Annotated in this window: 10 protein-coding genes; 1 reads left to right on the forward strand and 9 read right to left on the reverse strand. The window is 70.5% G+C overall.

The features are described 5' to 3' along the window. Nucleotides 1-12: 12 nt before the first annotated feature. Genes F4558_RS16720 through F4558_RS16730 form a run of 3 tightly spaced genes read right to left on the reverse strand, consistent with a single transcriptional unit; the run spans nucleotide 13 to nucleotide 4557 of the window. Nucleotides 13-993: an alpha/beta hydrolase gene (locus tag F4558_RS16720; RefSeq protein ID WP_053653379.1), complete on the reverse strand. Its 981-nt coding sequence runs from the start codon at nucleotides 991-993 to the stop codon at nucleotides 13-15. Between the two features lie 25 nt (nucleotides 994-1018). Next, entirely contained in the window at nucleotides 1019-3109 is a 2091-nt protein-coding gene (locus F4558_RS16725) for an N-acetylmuramoyl-L-alanine amidase (protein WP_209273318.1), read from the reverse strand. After that, the gene (locus F4558_RS16730) at nucleotides 3109-4557 is read right to left on the reverse strand and encodes an FG-GAP repeat domain-containing protein (protein ID WP_167945067.1); all 1449 of its coding nucleotides are present in this window, start codon (nucleotides 4555-4557) and stop codon (nucleotides 3109-3111) included. Before F4558_RS16730 ends, F4558_RS16725 begins: the two co-directional genes overlap by 1 nt. Nucleotides 4558-4899: 342 nt before the next feature. Here F4558_RS16730 and F4558_RS16735 point away from each other — a divergent pair, with 342 nt between their 5' ends. Further along, nucleotides 4900-5946: a LacI family DNA-binding transcriptional regulator gene (locus F4558_RS16735; RefSeq protein WP_053658712.1), complete on the forward strand. Its 1047-nt coding sequence runs from the start codon at nucleotides 4900-4902 to the stop codon at nucleotides 5944-5946. A 15-nt stretch (nucleotides 5947-5961) separates the two neighbouring features. Here F4558_RS16735 and F4558_RS16740 read toward each other — a convergent pair whose 3' ends face one another. The 6 genes from F4558_RS16740 to F4558_RS16765 all read right to left on the reverse strand — a co-directional run bounded on the left by F4558_RS16740 (nucleotide 5962) and on the right by F4558_RS16765 (nucleotide 16861). Next, the gene (locus tag F4558_RS16740) at nucleotides 5962-7596 is read right to left on the reverse strand and encodes a fucose isomerase (RefSeq protein WP_053658714.1); all 1635 of its coding nucleotides are present in this window, start codon (nucleotides 7594-7596) and stop codon (nucleotides 5962-5964) included. 79 nt (nucleotides 7597-7675) lie between these two features. Continuing rightward, the gene (locus F4558_RS16745) at nucleotides 7676-8668 is read right to left on the reverse strand and encodes a substrate-binding domain-containing protein (protein ID WP_053658716.1); all 993 of its coding nucleotides are present in this window, start codon (nucleotides 8666-8668) and stop codon (nucleotides 7676-7678) included. A gap of 27 nt (nucleotides 8669-8695) precedes the next feature. Then, nucleotides 8696-9790 carry an ABC transporter permease gene (locus tag F4558_RS16750; RefSeq protein ID WP_197281620.1) on the reverse strand — a complete coding sequence of 365 codons (1095 nt, stop codon included), beginning with the start codon at nucleotides 9788-9790 and terminating at the stop codon, nucleotides 8696-8698. Further along, on the reverse strand, nucleotides 9787-11397 hold the full coding sequence (locus tag F4558_RS16755; protein ID WP_231640158.1) for a sugar ABC transporter ATP-binding protein: 1611 nt from the start codon (nucleotides 11395-11397) through the stop codon (nucleotides 9787-9789). The genes F4558_RS16750 and F4558_RS16755 overlap by 4 nt, the downstream gene beginning before the upstream one ends. Beyond that, nucleotides 11394-13574 (reverse strand): family 43 glycosylhydrolase, encoded by a 2181-nt coding sequence (locus F4558_RS16760; RefSeq protein WP_167945068.1) that lies wholly within the window; start codon nucleotides 13572-13574, stop codon nucleotides 11394-11396. Before F4558_RS16760 ends, F4558_RS16755 begins: the two co-directional genes overlap by 4 nt. Continuing rightward, nucleotides 13574-16861 carry a DUF2961 domain-containing protein gene (locus F4558_RS16765; protein ID WP_167945069.1) on the reverse strand — a complete coding sequence of 1096 codons (3288 nt, stop codon included), beginning with the start codon at nucleotides 16859-16861 and terminating at the stop codon, nucleotides 13574-13576. Before F4558_RS16765 ends, F4558_RS16760 begins: the two co-directional genes overlap by 1 nt. Nucleotides 16862-17085 lie beyond the last annotated feature (224 nt).

The following is a 17085-nucleotide window of genomic DNA, read 5'->3' on the forward strand; positions in this document are numbered from 1 at the left end:
CCCTGTACGGGGTCAGCCGGCGCGACGCAGCCGTCCCAGCATGCCGCCGAGATCCTGGACGAACAGTTCGTGACGGAAGTAGTGGCCGCCCGGAACCTCCCGCCACTCGTGCGGGATGCCGGCCTGGGCCAGCGCGCCGCGGAACTCGCGTTGGCCCGCCAGGACCTGGGTCTCGTTGACGGTGTCGAACCAGTTGACCGGGTCGGGTGAGGTGCCGGCGGCCAGGAAGATGCGCTTGTTGCGGTAGCTCTCGATGCGCTGCACCGGGTTGTCGGCGCTGACCCGGGCCTCGTCCCACAGCGGCGCGCCGTAGACGGTGCCGCCGCCGAGGTCGAGGGCGGCCGATGTGGCGTTTGCCCAGTGCACGACGAGACCGAAGTCGCGGCGCAGGCTGGCCGGCCCCGAGTGGGAACTCACCGAGCAGAAATGGCCGTAGTACTTCGCGGCGTACTTGAGAGCGCCGAAGCCGCCCATCGAGAAGCCGGCCACCGCGCGGCCGTTGTACTCGGCGAAGGTCCGGAAGTTGGCATCGATCCAGGGCAGCAACTGGGCGATGTGGAACGTCTCCCAGTTGCGGGGTCCGGTGTTGCTGGTGACCGGGTTGGAATACCAGCCGGTGGAGGCGTCCGGCATGACGACGATGATGTCCCGGCCGGCGGTGAGGTTGATGATGTTGTCCTGCATGTGGAAGGTGCGGAAGTCGGCGTTGCCGCCGTGCAGCAGGTAGAGCACCGGGTATCGCTTGCCGCTGGTGTGGTAGCCGTCCGGCAGCAGCACGTTGACCGCGGGGTCCCACTCGATGGCGTCGGTGGCGAACCGGTAGTACTGCAACCGGCCGCCGTTCTCGTTCCGCGCGACGATGCGCAGGCCGTACCCGTTGCCTGCGGCGCTTGCCGAGGTCGGCGCGGAGAAGGCACCGGCGAGGGCACCGGCCGCGGCGACGCCGGCAGCGCCGGTGAGGAGTCGTCGCCTGCTCACGGGGTGGTGATCCATGGATCCTCCTGGCGGTCTGTCGGGATTAGAGGGTGGTTTCGCCGTTGAGGCCGAAGTGGTCGTGCCATTTGGTGCTGGGGGCGAATCCGGTGCCGGTGGAGAGGGCGACGTAGATGTCGTTTGTGGTGTTTTTGGTGAAGACGATGAGGTCGTCTTTGCCGTCGCCGTTGGTGTCGGCGAGGTAGGGGAATTCGCCGGGTAGGCAGAAGTAGTCGTGCCATTTCACGGTGGTGCCGGTGAAGCCGGTGCCGGTGGAGGTGGCGGCGTAGACGTCGGCGTCGGTGTTGCAGGTGAAGGTGACGATGTCGTCGCGGCCGTCGCCGTTGATGTCGCCGACGCGGGGTTGTTCGGTGCCGACGGCGAACAGGTCGTGCCATTTTTGTGGTGGTCCGAACGATGTGCCGTTGGAGAGGGCGACGATGACGTCGGAGGCGGTGGCGGGGCCTTGGGTGAAGGTGATGATGTCGTCGAGTCCGTCGCCGTTGACGTCGCCGATGGCGGGGAATTCTCCTTCGATGGAGAAGTAGTCGTGCCATTTGACGGCGGTGCCGGTGAAGGTTGTGCCGGTGGAGAGGGCGACGTAGACGTCGGCGGTGGTGTCGTGGGTGAAGGTGATGATGTCGTCTTTGCCGTCGCCGTTGACGTCGCCGGTGGCGGGTATTTCGGTGCCGGGGGCGAACCAGTCGTGCCATTTTTGGCTGGGGGCGAAGGTGGTGCCGGTGGAGAGGGCGACGTGGACGTCGGCGAGGGGGCCGTGGGTGAAGACGATGGCGTCGTCGCGGCCGTCGCCGTTGGCGTCGCCGGTCAGCGGTGTTTCGCCGGTGAGGGCGAACCAGTCGTGCCATTTGATGGTGGTGCCGGTGAAGCTGGTGCCGGTGGAGGTGGCGACGTAGGCGTCGGCGAGAGGGCTGTGGGTGAACGCGATGACGTCGTCGCGTCCGTCGCCGGTGAAGTCGGTGGGTGACCCACCAAAATACCGGGCGGCCGACCCGCCGCCACCCTGGTTCACGAGCGAGAGGTAGTAGTTCCAGTTCCAGTTCGGCCCCGGATCGGTGTGGTCGTTGCCCGGGACCTCGTTGTGCCCCTTGATGCCCGTACGGTTCTTCGGAATGCCGTACTTGTCGCACAGATAGCGGGTCAGCGCGGCCGAGGCACGGTACATCGCGTCGGTGAACCACGCCGGGTCCGCGACATAGCCCTCGTGCTCGATGCCGACGCCGTAGGCGTTGCCGGACCGGGCGTGGTACGCGGTGTCGCCCTCGCGGACCATCTGCGTGATCTCACCGTTGTTGGACTTCACCACGTAGTGGGCGCTGACCCCCGACGACGGATTCTGGAACCAGCTGATGGTGCCGGCGTATGAGCCCTGGGTGACGTGAAGGATCACCGTCGTGATCCGGCTGGACCGCCCGACGCCGTAGTTGGCGCCGTTCGCGGCGATCCACCGCGCCGGCGCGTACTCCGGTACGGCCGCGGCGAGCGCGCCGGGCGCCGCCCCGGCGGGGAGCACTGTGGCGTAACGGCCCCGCTCCGGCTCCGCCCGGTGCGCCCGGACCGGGACGGCGCCCGGGATGCCCTGCTGCACCAGGTCGTAGATCCCGTCCGCGTACAGGCGTGCTGTCGCGTCGTCCGCCGCGCCGCCGTACCTCGCCACCACCGGATACCAGGCGGTGACCCGGTCCCGGGCGGCTGCGGTCAACCCCTCGGCTTCGGCCAGGTCGCGCAGCACGGCCGCGCCTCCACGGATGTTCGCCGAGGTGACGGTCTTCAGCCTGCCGACCGGCTCACCGGTCAACGTCGCCGCCCGTTCCAGGGTGTGCTGGGTGGGGTTGCTCACCAGGTGCATCACCCCGTAGCCGTTGGCCTGGCTCGGCTTGCCGTCGTGGCCGTCCAGCCGGGACTCGCCGTAGCCGACAGCGACCAGGACGTCCCGGGGTACGTCGTACTCCTGCGCCGCCCGCACGAAGGCCGCGTCCAGGTCGCTACGGCCCGGCGGAGTCGCGGTCGCAGGCGTCGGCGTGACCGCCACCACGCCGACGAGCGCCGCGGCCAGCAGGGCGACGCCACCACGCCGCCGTCGTCGTGTTCCGGCCACCGGGGCCACCAGTCGTGACATCACAGGGTCACCTCACCGTTCAGGCCGAAGTAGTCGTGCCATTTGCTGCTGGGACCGAACGTGGTCCCGGTCGACAGGGCGACGTAGACGTCGTTGGTGGCGCCCTTGGTGAAGACGATGAGGTCGTCTCTGCCGTCGCCATTGGCGTCGCCGAGGTACGGGAACTCGCCGGATAGGCAGAAGAAGTCGTGCCATTTCACAGTGGTGCCGGTGAAGCCGGAGCCGGTCGACACGGCCGCGTACACGTCGGCGTCGGCGTTGCAGGTGAACGTGACGATGTCGTCGCGCCCGTCGCCGTTGATGTCCCCGACGCGGGGTAGCTCGGCGCCGACGGCGAACAGGTCGTGCCACTTCTGCGGCGCCCCGAACGAGGCGCCGTTGGACAGCGCCACGATCACGTCGGAGGCCGATGCGGGGCCCTGGGTGAACGTGATGATGTCGTCGCGCCCGTCGCCGTTGACGTCGCCGAGCGCCGGGAACTCCCCCGCGATGGAGAAGTAGTCGTGCCACTTCACGGCCGTGCCGGCGAACGACGACCCGGTCGACAACGCCACGTAGACGTCAGCCGTCGCGTTGTGCGTGAACGCGACGATGTCGTCGCGGCCGTCGCCGTTGACGTCACCGACGGCGGCGATCTCCGCGCCAGGGGCGAACCAGTCGTGCCACCTGCCCGGCGACGTGAACGCCGACCCTGTCGACAAGGCCACGTAGACGTCACCGGTGTTGCTGTGCGCGAACGTGACGATGTCGTCCCGTCCGTCGCCGTTGAAATCACCAGTCGACGCGGTCTCCCCACCGATGGAGAAGAAGTCGTTCCACTTCACCGACGTTCCCGCGAAGCCGGTGCCGGTTGAGGTGCTCACGTAGACGTCGGCGGCGGCGTTCTGCGTGAAGGTGAGGACGTCGTCGCGGCCGTCGCCGTTGACGTCCGTCGGTGCGCCGCCGGTCATGCCGTGGGTCCGCGCCGCCTGGTTGAGCAACGTTCGCGCCGTCGCCGCCGCCTGGTCGTACCGATCGGGAAACCCCGACCGCTGTACGCACTGGGCGACCTGGCCGGCGGTGTAGCCGGGATTGTTGCGGTCGCAGGTGATCGCCCTGGTGACGTACTGCGTGGTGGCGTAGACCGGGTCCATGATCTGCTCCGGCGTCCCCCAGCCGTAGTCCCAGCGCTGCTGGAAGACACCCAGGCTGGACTTGTCGCCGCAGGGCAGGTTGTTCATGTGCGACTCGACCCACCCGGCCTCGAACGTCGAGAGCATGACCTTGTCGTTCACGTTGTACGACCGGGCCACCCGGTAGACGACGAGGGTGACGGCCGGGTCGTGGGTGGCGGGGACGGACGGACAGGCGAGCGTGTCGATCGGTACGGCAGCAGCGGGCGCAGCGACCGCGACCGTTGCCGTTGCGGTCAGGAGGGCGACAAGCATCGCCAGCGAACGTCGTCTCACAATGCTCCTCAGGGACGTCAGGTGTGCGACCGGAAGGTGGTTCGCCAGCTGACGCCCGCCCCCGTGGACGCCGCGTCGGCCGGCGCCGGTCCGGCCGTCCGAAAGCGGGGCCACCCGGCACGCGAGAGAGCGGGAAATCGATTGCTGACGAGTGTTGTAGTCACCGGCATCGATGTCAATACCTCCGGAGTTCGGCATCCGGAACGGCCTGGGCCCGACCAGAAATCGATTGCTTCCTCTGTATAGGATTCCGAGCGATCTCCCGAGGTGCGAGCACACCCGGGGTCGGCGACCCGATGGCAAACCGGTAGTCCGGGCTTGGGCGACAACGATGAGGGCGGGATGACGACCATCTACGATGTGGCCCGCAGGGCCGGCGTGTCGCCCGCGACCGTCTCCCGGGTGCTCAACGGACGCGACTCCGTCGACCCGGAGCTGGCCGCCCGCGTACGGCAGGCCGCACAGGATCTCGACTATCGCCCGAACGCTGTCGCCCGCAGCCTGCGCCGGAGCCGGACCAGCCTCTGGGCGGTCATCATCTCCGACATCGGAAACCCGTTCTTCACCTCCATGGTGCGTGGCGTCGAGGACGTCGCACAGGAGGCCGGATTCTCGGTCGTGCTGTGCAACGGTGACGAGGACCCGGACAAGGAGGCCCGGTACGTCGCGGCGGCCCTCGCCGAGCGGATGGCCGGGGTGATCATCTCCTCGTCCGGGCGGCCGGCCCTGATCAGCCGCCTGGTGCAGGCCGGTATCCCGGTCGTGGCCATCGACCGGCAACCGCGCGGCGTCGACGTGGACACAGTGCTCGTCGACAACATCCACGGCGCCGAGCAGGCGACGACCCACCTGGTGGGCAGCGGCTACCGACGGATCGCCTGCATCACCGGCCCGCGCCGGATCTCCACAGCCATGCAGCGGCTGCGGGGCTACCAGAAGGCGCTCAAGGCGAGCGGGCGTTCGACGAACGAGGACCTGATCCGGTACGCCGACTTCCGCGAGGACGGCGGGTACCGGGCGATGGCCTCGTTGCTGGAGACCGGCGAGCCGCCCGACGCGGTGTTCGCGGCCAACAACCTGATGACAGTGGGCGCTGTCGAATGTCTTGTCGACAACGGCATCGACGTACCGGACCGGTTCGGCATCGTCGGGTTCGACGACATTCCGTGGGCGCACCTGGTCCGGCCGTCACTGAGCACCGTCGCCCAACCCACCTATGACCTGGGTCGTACGGCTGCCTCGCTGCTCGTCGAGCGGATCGCCGACCCGGCGAAGGCACCCTCGACAGTCGTCCTGCGCACCGAACTGCGGGTACGGGAGAGTTCGGCCCCCGGGCAGCCGAACCGCCCCGACGACAGCCCTCGGCGCCGCGGTACGACCGGCCCGTAAGACGAGACCGGCCGCTCATATCCGCACGTCACCGCAGAGGTGGACCGCTACGCCCAGCTCGGCGAAGAAGGCAGCCTTGGCCCGCAGCGCACGGTCGGCGGTCAGCGCGTCGGGGGCGTAGACGACGTTGACATGGTTGGCCTTGTGCCGGGCCATCAACTGGTCGCGGCCGACGCCGTGCAGCACGGCGTGCATGATCGGCCACTGTGGATTCGTGGCGTCGAGCCGGCGCTGCGTCTCGGCCGCGGGCAACTCGACAACCGTGCCGCGACCGAGGTCCACGTGCAGCGCGCCGTCCATGACGAACACCCTCGACCAGACGATCTCACCCGGTTTCGACACCCCGCTGAGGGTGCCACCGCCGAGCGGGAAGTACATCGGCGGCTGACGCATGCTGTAGGACCGGTCGTAACCACCGTTGTGCGACGCGGGCACCGAACCGGAGATCTCGAAGACCCAGACGAAACTGTCGTCGTACTGCTCTCCCCAGCGGATGTCATGCAGCGTGGTGGCCGGGTCCAAGCCCATCGCGGTCCAGATCCGGTTGGTGACCAACGAATCCACCGCGACGCCCTCGTCGACCTCGTTGAAGTGCGGCAGCGGCACACCCGGGTACAGCTCCCGTGAGCCGTCGCGGCTGGTCACCGGAGGGCGCACCACGTTGTTCAGCAGTCCCTCGGCCAGGTCGCTTGCCGGAACGGTGTCCTTGAGTCCCTGCTGGTACTGGATTCCCACCGCGTCCAGGCCGAAGTCGTCGGCTATGCGCAGCGCGGCCACGTACATCCTGCACTGGCTGAGCAGTTGCGCGTGCGTCAGTTCGGTGGCCTCGTCGACGCCGGTGTGGAACGTCATCCCCGCCGCGTCGAGCCAGGCGAGCACTGCCTGCGCCTCGGGCTCGGGTACCCGCGCCATCTCCGCCACCAGTGCGCTCTGCGACAGGCGTTCCTTGAAGATGCCCAGCGGGTTGAGCAGCTCGTCGTCGATGATGGCGTTGTACATGCCCATACAGCCCTCGTCGAAGACACCGATGATGGCCCGCTCGGAGACGAGCTGCCGGGCCAGCGCCACGCCGAGTTCGACCTCGGCGTCCGGCGGCAGCGCCGGCAGCGGGCGTACGTGGCTCTCGTCGTGCACCACCTCGCCGGTCTCCAGCCACTTCTTCAAGCCGTCGCGCGCCCATTCGTCGGTGAAGTCCTCGCTCCACAGCGTCGAATACCGCACGCCCGCCTTGGTGAGGCTGCCCGCGAGGTTGAGCAGTCCCACCAGACCGGGATACTGGCCGCTCCAGTTCGCGACGAGCAGGATCGGCCCCCGGTGGGCGCGCAGCCCTGCCAGCACGTGGTGGCTGTACTGCCAGACCGCCTCGACCACGATCAGCGGGGCGTCGGGCGGGATCGTCCGGAACACCTCGATTCCTGCGCGTTGGCTGGCGATGAACCCGTGGCCGGTGACCGCGTCGACGTCGTGGCCGCGCCGGACGTGCCAGCCCAGCGCGGTGACGGCGGCGGAGAGGTCCTCTTCGAGCTGCCGCTGGGTGGGCCAGCAGGTGACGTTCGCGCTCAGCCGCAGGTCGCCGCTCGCCACTGTGTAGACGGTGCGCGGCGGGGCGGCCGGCGGCTGCACCGGCACGGGCAGGATGTAACGGGTCACGGGGCGGCTCCCTTGACTGTCGGGCGGTTGACGGGTCGGGCAGTCGTTGCTGCGAAGCGACCAGGCCGGCGGTGCGTACTCAGAGACCGCCGAGCTTGGCGTACGCCTCGGCGGCGTTGTCGCTGGTGATCCGCGTCGTGTCGAGCGTGGTGGCGCGCGGGACGTCCGTGGCGCAGTCGACAAGGATCTTCCGGGCGAGTTCGACGGCCTCACGGCCACCGGTGGCGTACTGGAAGGTCGCGGCGAGGCGGCCCTGTTCGACGGCCTTGATCCCGCCGGAGGGCACCGGCAACGCGTCGATGCCTGTGAACTTGATCTTTTGTTCGAGCCCGGCCGCCTTGGCGGCGAGGTAGGCGCCTTCCGCCATCGGATCGTTGTGCGCGTAGACGGCCGACACGTCCGGGTGGGCCTTGATCAGGGCGTCCGCCACCGACTGCCCCTTCTCGCGCAGCCAGTCCCCGGGCTGGGAGGCGACGATCTCGATCTTCGGGTTGCCGGCGATGCCCTCACGGAACCCCTTCGCGCGCTCTGCCGCCGGCGTCGAGCCGGGGAGCCCAGCTATCTCGATCACCTTGCCGCCGCCGGGGAGCAGCGTCTGGGCGTAGAACTCGCCGGCCGCCCTACCGATGGCGACGTTGTCCCCTCCGATGAAGGCGGTGTACGCCTCGCCCTCGACCTTGCGGTCCAGCACGATCACCGGGATGCCCTGGTCGTACGCCTTCTTGACCACGGCGGTCAGCGGCTTGGCCTCGTTTGGCGAGATGATCAGCAGGTTGATCCTCTGGGTGAGGAAGTTCTCCACGTCGGCGACCTGCTTGCTGTTGTCCTGCGCGGCGTCGGAGACCACGACGCGGAAGCCGGGAACCGCCTTCGCGGCCGTCTGCACGTCGTTGTTCATCACCTGCCGGTACGGCTCGGCGTTGTTGGCCTGCGACATGCCGATCAGGAAGTCCTTGCCGGTTCCGCAGGCGCGGGCCGAGCCGGCGTCGTCAGAGGGTTTCTCGACGGTGCATCCCGCGGTGGTCAGAAGCGCGCCGGTGACCAGCAACGCGAGCACGGTTCGTCTGTGCATGGCAGTGGCTCCTCGGTGTGGGTTCGGTCAGGCGATGCCGTGGCGCAGCTTCTGCAGCGCCGCCGCGAGCACGATCACCAGTCCCTTGATCAGCAGTTGGACGTTGGCGTCGATGTTGTTGAGCGCGAGGATGTTGTTGAGGATGCCGAGCAGCAGCGCGCCGGCGAGGGTGCCGCCCATCGAGCCGGAGCCGCCGGCCAGGCTCGTCCCGCCGATCACCACAGCGGCGATAGCGTCCAACTCGTATCCGGCGCCGTCGTTGGGGCTGCCCTGGTTGAGCTGTCCCGCGTGGATCACGCCGGCCACCGCCGCGAGGAGGCCGGCGACAGCGAACACGGCGACCTTGATCCGCGTGACGGGGACACCCGAGAGCCGGGCCGCCTTCTCGTTGCCGCCGATCGCGTAGACGTGCCGGGCGAACGCGGTCGTCCGCAGCACCACGATCGCGGCGATCCCGATCAGGACGAACAGGACCGCCGGCACCGGGAGCACGCCGTTGAGGGAGCCGTTGAGCAGTTCGAAGGCCGGCGGGGCTTCGTGTGCTCCGTCGCCGTAGGCGATCGGGATCCCCAGGCCACCCGACCAGATCCGGGCGATGCCCCGCGCGACCTGGAGGCCGGCGAGGGTGACGATGAACGACTGGATGCCGAGTCGGGCGACGGCGTACCCCTGCACGGCGCCGAAGAGCGCACCGATCACGAGCACCACGGCCACCGCCGGCACGATGCCGAACCCCGAGTCGACAAGGAGGGTGGCGGTGCCGACGGCCGACAGACCGAGGATGGCGCCGACCGACAGGTCGATGCCTCCCAGCAGGATGACGAACGTCATGCCGATCGCGATGATGCCGATCTCCGACACCGCGCGGACGATATTGCCGAGGTTCCCGGCGGTGAGGAAGAGGATTTCGCCGTCGCGTCGCGGTGAGGCGAGGATCGCGACGACGAAGACCACGAGCAACGCGAAGAGACTCTGCACCGCGAAGAGCCGGTCGACGAGTTCGCGGCGGCTGCGCGGCCGGCGCAGCCAGCGGGCGGCGGTGCCTCGCAACCCGACCGTGCCGGCGGCGGGCGGCACCTCGGTCACGGCGGGCTCCGGCGGCGGTACGCGGACGTCGGTCATCGTTCGTCCCTTCCGGCAGTCGCGCCGCCCATCGCCGCCGCGAGAATGTCCTCGCCGGTGCAGCCGTCGGTGGGGAGGTCGGCCACCACGCGACCGCCACGCAGCACCACCACGCGGTCGCAGACACCGAGCAGTTCGGGCAGCTCCGACGAGGCGAGCAGGATGCCCATGCCCTCGCCGGCGAGCCGGCGCAGCAGTCGGTAGATCTCGGCCTTCGCACCGATGTCGACGCCGCGGGTCGGCTCGTCCAGCAGCAGCAGCCGGGGCTCGGCGAGCAGTTGCCGGGCGAAGACGACCTTCTGCTGGTTGCCGCCGGAGAGCGCGCCGACGGGCGCGGCCGCCGACGACGTCTTGATGGCCAGTTCGGTGATCGTCCGCTGGACCACGGAGCGCTCCCGTTTGCGGCTGACGAATCCGGCGGTCGTCACGTTTGCCAGGGCGGTCAGCATGATGCTGCGACCGACCGGATGTTCGAGGACGAGTGCGGCGCGGCGACGGTCCTCGGGCACGAAGCCGACGCCCGCGCGCAGCGCCGCGCGCGGGTGCCTCGGCGCGTACCGGCTGCCGTTCAACCGGATCGCGCCGCTGCGCCGGCCACGCGGACCGGCACCGAAGAGGGTTTCCAGCAGTTCGGTGCGGCCGGCTCCCATCAGGCCCGCCAGGCCCACGATCTCGCCGGCCCGTACGGTGAGGCTGATGCCGTCCGGCTCGCAGCGGCCGGGCCGGGGCGCCCGGGGCCGCACGGCCAGGTCGGTGACGTCGAGCAGTGGTTCGCGCACGGTCCCGCGCGGGCTGTCCGCGTCTCTCGGCGCGGGCGCGAACAGCGAGGTGGCCCGTTCGCCCACCATCATCGCGATGATCCGCCGCCGGTCCATCCGCCCGGCGGGCACGACACCGGCGACCGAACCGTTGCGCAGCACCGTCGCACGGTCGGCGACGACCTCGATCTCCTCCATCCTGTGCGAGATGTAGACGACGCCGACTCCCCGTCGGCGCAGGCCGTCGATGGTGGCGAAGAGCCGCCGCACCTCACCGTCGGCGAGCGCGGCCGTCGGCTCGTCCATGACGAGCACGCGGGCGTCCAGCGCGAGCGCCTTGGCGATCTCGACGAGCTGCTGCTCCCCCACGCGCAACGACCCGACGGGCCGCCGCGGGTCGATGTCGGCCCCGAGCCGGTCCAGGTGCTCCCGCGCGGTACGGACGGCCGCCCGCCGGTCGACTGTGCGCAGCCGCGTCCGGGGTTCCCGTCCGAGCACCAGGTTGTCGGCCACCGACAGGGCGGGCACCAGGTCGAGTTCCTGGTGGATGGTCGCGATGCCGGCGGCCTGGGCGGCGGCGGGACCGGCGAACCGTACCGGCGTCCCGTCGACAGCGATCTCACCGTCGTAGTCGGTGATGACGCCGGAGAGAATGTTGATCAAGGTGGACTTGCCCGCGCCGTTCTCCCCCAGCAACGCGTGCACCTCGCCGGCGCGCACGTCGAAGGTGACGCCGTCCAGGGCCGTCACACCGCCGAACCTCTTCGCCACGCCGGTCATGGCGACCACCACCGGCCCGCTCGTGTCCGCCTCCGCGCGCGGCGGGTCGCCGGTGTCCACGGCTGTCACGGGACCGCGTTCATCGCGGCGTGCGCGGCGTCGGCGAACGCCACGTCCCGCCGGACACCGCTCGCGACCAGCCGCCAGGTGCCCCCCGGATACTGTCCCGGCCCCCAGGACAGGCCACCCGCACGCCACAACGGCTGCCAGGCGGCCATCGCGTGGCCGGCGTCGTACCACGTGTTGTCGCCGCGCCAGGCCGACCCCCACCTGTGCACCGCTACCACCGAGAGCCCGGCACCGGTGGACATCGTCCACCGGGGCATTCCGGTGACGTCACCTGTCGGTCGTGCCTCCACCGCCGGATCCCCGACCGTCGGGGACGCGCCGTCGACGTTGAACGCCACCTCCCACACCGCCGCCGTCGGCCACCCGTTGACCGACCAGGTGATGTCGCTCTGCAACCCGGGGCCGGACCATCGGGGCGCCACAGTGAGCAGCCAGTCGGCGGTGACCGGCTCGTCGCCGAACGGAATGCCGACAAGGTTGATCCGGGAGCCGTCGGCCGACACGTCGACCCGGGCCGGTGCGCCGGCCCGGTCGGTCACGTCGAACCGACCCACAGCGAGGTACGGGCCCGTGCCCCGGTGCGACGAGTCCAGCGCGGGCCGGTAGTTGCCCGCTCCGGCCGGGTCCACCGCCAGTTCGGCGATCCGGGCGTTGGGCCAGGTCCGCACGTCGGCGCGGAGGAACCCGGTGGCCACCGTGTACCCGCGCGCCACCACCTGAGTCGGCCAGGTCAGCGGCGCCAGCCAGAGCCCGCCCTGCCCCCAGCCGGCGTGGCTGAGATACCAGGTCGAGCCGTCCACCACGACCTCGGCGGCGTGCGCGTCCAGGACCGCCACCTTCTCCGCGCCGTCGAACCGCAGCGGGTCGCGGCTGCGGTAGACGGCCGTCCGCCGGTACGCGGCGCCGTAGTCCGTGCCGTCACAGCAGACGAACAGATACCACCAGTCCCCCCGGCGCACCACGAACGGCGACTCCGTCTGCCCACCCGCCTGACCTGTGTACGGCGACGTGTAGGCGACCGCGCGGGCGCTCCAGGACCGCAGGTCGGTGCTGGTCCGGTACGCCACGACGTGGTTGCCGCCGGACGGGCTCGACGTGGCCGTGTAGTACATGACCCAGCGGTCACCGACCCTTGTCACCATCGGGTCGCGGCCCTCCCACCCGTCAGTGAACAGCGGGTTGGCCGAGCTGCGGGTCCAGGTGAACAGGTCGGTCGAGGTGGCCAGGTGCATGCGGTAGCGCGTGTAGTCCGGACTACCGGCCGCGTAGAACATGTAGTAGACGCCGTCGTGGTGCACGACGTGCGGGGCCCAGATCCACTGCTCCCCCGCGCCCGGGTCGGCGATCAGCGCCACCGGCCGCTTCGTCCACGGACCGGTCGGGCTCGGCGCCGTCGCGTGCCCGAAGACCTTCTCGTCCTGGGGCGCTCCGGATTCGGCGTGGGTGATGCCGAACAGGTGCCACACGCCGGTCTGCTGGTGCCGCACCAACGTGTGGTCGTTGTAGTACCAGGTCGTCGACTCGCCCACGCTCGGGTCGTAGACGCGTGTCGACGCGCCCCGGGTCGGGGTCTCGCCAACAGTCTCGTACGGCGTCGTGGTGACCGCCGCGAGCGAGCCGACACGGCGCAGCGTCACAGTGTCGATCCCCGCGAAGAAACCTGTCGATGGCGCGGACCGGCCGGTGACAGTGACAGTGAGGCGGTGCGTGCCGCTCGCCAGCGACGCCGAGCCCAGAGGCACCGCGCCGGTGCGCTGCACGGTGCCGGCGTACCCGTCGAAGAGCTGGCCGACAGCCACTCCGTCGACGGCGAAACGCAGCGTGCCGTAGTCGCCGGCCCGGGTGAGCACCGCGCCGAGGTCGTACTGCCCGGCGGGCACCGACGGCAGGGTGAGCGTCACCGAGTCCCCGGCGCGGGCAGCCCGGAACCACAGCTGCCGCCCGCCGGACCAGCTCACCCCGCAACAGTCGGCCTGCGCCCCGACCGGCGCGGTGGCGCTGACGACAGCCAGCGACTCGGCCTCGAACCGCAACGGGTCGTCAGCCAGGGCCGAGGCCGCCGCCGGGGCCGCTGTCAGGGCGGATGCCGCCGGGGCGGCAGCCAGGACCGGCACAGCCGGGGCGGCTGCCAGGACAGCTCCGAGCAGGAGCGCTGCGGTGACACGTCGGGCGCGCATCACGACACGCTCGGGCGGGGCAGGTCGACGCCGGGGGCGAACTGGTCGTGCCAGCGGTTGGCGGCCCCGAGCCCGCCGCCGGTGGAGAGCGAGACGTACACGTCGGCAGTGAGCCCGCGGGTGAACCGCACCACGTCGGCCCGGCCATCGCCGTTGAAGTCCCCGACCCCCGGCAGGTCGTCGCCGAGGGCGAAGCTGTCGTGCCACTTCCAGGCGTCCTGCACGAAGCGGGTGCCGTCGGAGAGCGACACGAACACGTCGCCCGCCGTACCCCGCGTGAACGTCAGGATGTCGTCGCGACCGTCACCGTCGACGTCGCCCACCGCGGGCAGTTCGTTGCCGAGGGCGAAGCTGTCGTGCCACTTCCAGCCGTCCTCCACGAAGCGGGTGCCGTCGGAGAGCGACACGAACACGTCGCCCGCCGTACCCCGCGTAAACGTCAGGATGTCGTCGCGACCGTCACCGTCGACGTCGCCGACCGCCGGGAACTCGTCGCCGAGGGCGAAGTGGTCGTGCCACTTGACGCCGGGTCCGAAGCCGGAGCCGGTGGACAGCGCCACGTAGACGTCGGCGGCGGCGCCACGGGTGAAGGTGATGATGTCGGTACGCCCGTCGCCGTTGACGTCACCGACCGCAGGGAACTCGGTGCCGACAGCGAAGAAGTCGTGCCACTTGACCCCGGCGGCGAATCCGGTGCCGGTGGAGAGCCCGACGTAGACGTCGGCGTTGTCGCCCCGGGTGAAGGTGATGATGTCCGCACGGCCGTCGCCGTTGACGTCCCCGGTGAGAGGGATCTCCGCGTCCACCGCGAAGAAGTCGTTCCAGGGCCGGCTGTCCGGCACGAAACGGGTGCCGTCGGAGAGCGAGGTGAACACGTCGGCCGTGGCGCCGCGCGTGAAGTCGATCGCGTCGTCGCGGCGGTCGCCGTTGGCGTCGCTGGTGTTGCGGCCACGGGTGGTGGCCGACACCTCGGCCGAGGGCGCGGCGACGTTGCCCGACCCGTCGACCGCCACGATCCGGTAGTAGCGGGTCTGGCCGGCCGGCAGCGGCCCGTGCCGGAACGCCGTGGCACGTGTCGTGCCGACCATGTTGGCGGCGGTGATCGTCACGCCCGGGTTCCGGGACGCGTAGACCCGGTAGGAGACGATCCCTACGTCGTCGGCGGAGTGCGACCAGGTCAGGCCGAGGGCGTGCACGCGTCCGCCGGCCAGGGTGAGACCGGCGACCGTTGCCGGGGCGGTGGTGTCGACGAACGGCGGCACCATGCTGTCGGCCTGGTACCGGACGGCGGTCCACGCCGGCGCGCCTGCGGCCGGGGTGAGCTGAACGGTGACCGTCGACCGGCCCGCCGTCAGGGCCGCGGGCAGGACGAAGTCGTCGGCCAGCCAGCGTTGCCGGTCGTTGCCCAGGGGTTGGAGCCACACCCCGGCCGGTACGCCGTCCACCGACACGGCCGCCTGCTGGTAGCCGCCGGACTGGTCGCTGTGGCGGCGCAGCCGTACCCCCTGGTTTGTCGGGTCGACGGCCAGCCGGAAGCGGACGGGTGCGGTCGCGGCGCGGACCTGGGCGGTCTGCGGGACGTTGTCGTCGTCGCCTTCGAAGCTGGCGGTGAGCGCGGTCTGGGTCGCCGACGAGTCGGTGTACGCGTGGGCGGCGCGGCTGGCGGCGTCGCCGGTGACGACGGTGTCGGTCCGGCGCGTGGCCACGGTGCGCTGGGTGTAGAGGAACGCGGTCGAGGCGTACTCGGCCGGCATGTCGTTGGCCGGCCCGTGCTCGATGCCGAAGCGCAGCGCGGTGCCGTACGCCACCGCGTCGCCGATCATCAGCCGGTAGGCGGCGTCGCACTCGTCGGCGCATCCGCCACCGCGGACCAGGTGCGCGGTGTTGCCGGTGAAGACGCCGCTGTACTCGCCTCGGTTGAAGTACCACCCCGACTCGTAGAAGTCCTCGGTGCCGGTGCCGTGGATCTGCGGCGTCGGCGAGCCGTCCACGTACACCCGCTCGTCGCCTTCGAGGTAGTTGCGGGTGTTCCCGCCGATGATGTGGCCGCGCATGGTCTGCGAGACACCCACGAACCGGCCCCGGCCGGACTGGTCGGCCACGATCCAGTCGTTGCCGCCGACCGTCTCCGCGCGCCGCGACTGGGTGGTGAAGTAGCCCGCGCTGCCGTCGGCGGCGAGCCGAGACGTCCACTCGGTGCCGGGCGCCGACGTCACCTCCACCTCGATTCCGCTCACGGTGGTGCCTGTCGTGTTGACGAGCGTCAGGGCGGCGGAGGAGCGGAAGGGCATCGGCCACCAGGCGCTGTACCAGCCGCCGGGTGCCGAATCCATGGCGAACATGAGCGACCGCACGGTGCGCTCGCCCAGCCCACCCCCGAAGAACTCCCCGACCGGGCTGTCCACGGTGGTCCGCCCGTCGAACGCCATCCGCAGCCGCAGGCCGGCGAGCGTCGGTGCGCCGGCTGCCGCATCGGGTACGCGCAGCCGCAGCGCGGTGATCGCCCGGGGGCCGGTCAGGCCGGCCAACGACACCTGGCCCTGTGCCGGCGCGGTGACTGTGGCGCGGCTTGTGGAGGCGCCGGGCTGCGCGGGCTTCGGGTCGCGGGTGCCTGCGGCGCGCAGCAGGGTGACCACATCGGTGGCCGGGTCCGCTGGGTCGAACCGCGCGACGCCCTCGGCGTCGGCGAAGGTGCGGTAGGTGACGTGGTGAAAGAGCGGGTTGTTCTGGGTGGTGATCCGCATGGAGTTGCGGTACGGCATCGGCACCTTGATCGTGACGCCGCCGGAGGTCTGGTCGGCGTTGCTGACAAGTGGTGCGACGAAGGGACTGCCGAGTCGCCCGTCCACCAGGGCCTGAAGGTCGGCCTGGACGACCACCACGCCGTCGAGTTCGATGCGGATCCAGCCGGTGGCGCGGACGTCGCCTTCGTCGCGGGTGAACCAGATCGACTGCACCTCGCCGGGTCCGCGCGCCTCGGCGATCACGCATCCGCCGCTCTGGCGCAGGCAGGACCAGGTGCCGACGAAGCCGTCGTCGTTGGAGCCGTCGCGGCCGAAGCTGGAGAACTGATGGGTACGGGTGCCTGCGGCCAGCTCGGGCAGGCGGTCGAGCCGCCGGTAGGTGTCCCATCCGGCCGGTCCCTTGTCGTCGGCGACGGCGAACGCGGAGGCGTCGACAACACTTGGCGCGGGAACGGCAAGCGTGGCGGCGGAGGCCGTCGCCGGCGGGATCGCGGTGAGCATGGCGACGGCGGCGCCCAGCCAGCGGGTGACACGGAGCCTCATCGGTGTCCCTTCCCGAGCGACCGAGAGCGGTGGGAAATCGATTGCTGGCGAGTTAACTGCTCGACTTCCACGGTTGTCAATACCTTGCGGGGGCTTTCCCTCCGGGGCAAGAAATCTTCATCGCCCGGCGACCACGAGCCGGCAGCGGCAGGGCTGGCCGAGCCCGGACTGAAGAAGTTCTTCGGCGGACAGGACCGCCTCGGCAGGTATTGACAGACGCCGAA

This window comes from Micromonospora profundi, from assembly GCF_011927785.1.
Taxonomy (GTDB): Bacteria; Actinomycetota; Actinomycetes; order Mycobacteriales; family Micromonosporaceae; genus Micromonospora; species Micromonospora profundi.

Excerpts from the sequence above, each read along its gene's own strand:
- F4558_RS16720 (WP_053653379.1), bottom strand. The coding sequence starts at position 993 with ATGGATCACCACCCCGTGAGCAGGCGACGACTCCTCACCGGCGCTGCC.
- F4558_RS16725 (WP_209273318.1), bottom strand. The coding sequence starts at position 3,109 with ATGTCACGACTGGTGGCCCCGGTGGCCGGAACACGACGACGGCGGCGT.
- F4558_RS16735 (WP_053658712.1), top strand. The coding sequence starts at position 4,900 with ATGACGACCATCTACGATGTGGCCCGCAGGGCCGGCGTGTCGCCCGCG.
- F4558_RS16745 (WP_053658716.1), bottom strand. The coding sequence starts at position 8,668 with ATGCACAGACGAACCGTGCTCGCGTTGCTGGTCACCGGCGCGCTTCTG.
- F4558_RS16750 (WP_197281620.1), bottom strand. The coding sequence starts at position 9,790 with ATGACCGACGTCCGCGTACCGCCGCCGGAGCCCGCCGTGACCGAGGTG.
- F4558_RS16760 (WP_167945068.1), bottom strand. The coding sequence starts at position 13,574 with ATGCGCGCCCGACGTGTCACCGCAGCGCTCCTGCTCGGAGCTGTCCTG.
- F4558_RS16765 (WP_167945069.1), bottom strand. The coding sequence starts at position 16,861 with ATGAGGCTCCGTGTCACCCGCTGGCTGGGCGCCGCCGTCGCCATGCTC.